Origin of the sequence: Nocardioides sp. NPDC057772, from assembly GCF_042798075.1 — a bacterium.
Classification (GTDB): domain Bacteria; phylum Actinomycetota; class Actinomycetes; order Propionibacteriales; family Nocardioidaceae; genus Nocardioides.
The window spans coordinates 3,471-4,134 of the sequence record NZ_JBHVKN010000302.1 but is presented as its reverse complement, the minus strand read 5'-3'; the positions used below and the strand labels follow the sequence as shown (position 1 = coordinate 4,134).

The following is a 664-nucleotide window of genomic DNA, read 5'->3' as shown; positions in this document are numbered from 1 at the left end:
CGATCGGGGAGCGCCCGGCGCTCACGGCAGCGGTCACCGGCCAGGCCGCGGCGCACGCCACGATGGTGGCGGTGATGGTGATGACCCCGCTCCACATGGAGCACGGCGGCGCCGGGCTGGAGGTCATCGGCTTGGTGATCAGCGGTCACGTGCTGGGCATGTTCGCCTTCGCGCCGGTCGCCGGCTGGCTCGCCGACCGGGTGGGCCGGGCCGACGTGATGGCCCTCGGCGGCGGGGTGCTCCTGGTGGCCCTGGTCCTGTGCGCCGCGGCGCCGCAGGGCAGCTCGGGGCGGATCTTCGCCGGGCTCTTCCTGCTCGGTCTGGGCTGGTCGCTGGCCACGATCGCGGCGGCGACCTCTGTCGCCGACCACACGCCGCTCGAGGTCCGCGCCGACGTCCAGGGCAGCGCCGACCTGATCATGGGTGTCGCCGCCGCGGGTGCGGGGGCGTTGTCGGGGGTCGTCGTCGACCTGGCCGGATATCCGGCGCTGGCGCTCGGCACGATCGCCCTGGTCGCGGTGCTGTTCGGGGCTGCGTACGTCGCTCGCCGGTCGGGCTGAGCCGGTCGGGGGGGGGGGGGGCGCCGGGCGCCCCCGCCGGCCGCGGCGCGGGAGCCGGGGGTGGTGTGCAACGAGTAGAGGGGGGCGGACGGGGTGGAGGTGTT

At 76.4% G+C, this 664-nt stretch carries 1 protein-coding gene; it reads left to right on the top strand.

Annotation, left to right across the window (positions count from 1 at the left end; all coding sequences use genetic code 11):
* Positions 1-560, top strand: a 560-nt coding sequence (locus ACFVJS_RS26670; RefSeq protein ID WP_378886579.1) for an MFS transporter, incomplete at its 5' end; no start/stop codon positions are given.
* Between the last annotated feature and the right edge of the window lie 104 nt (positions 561-664).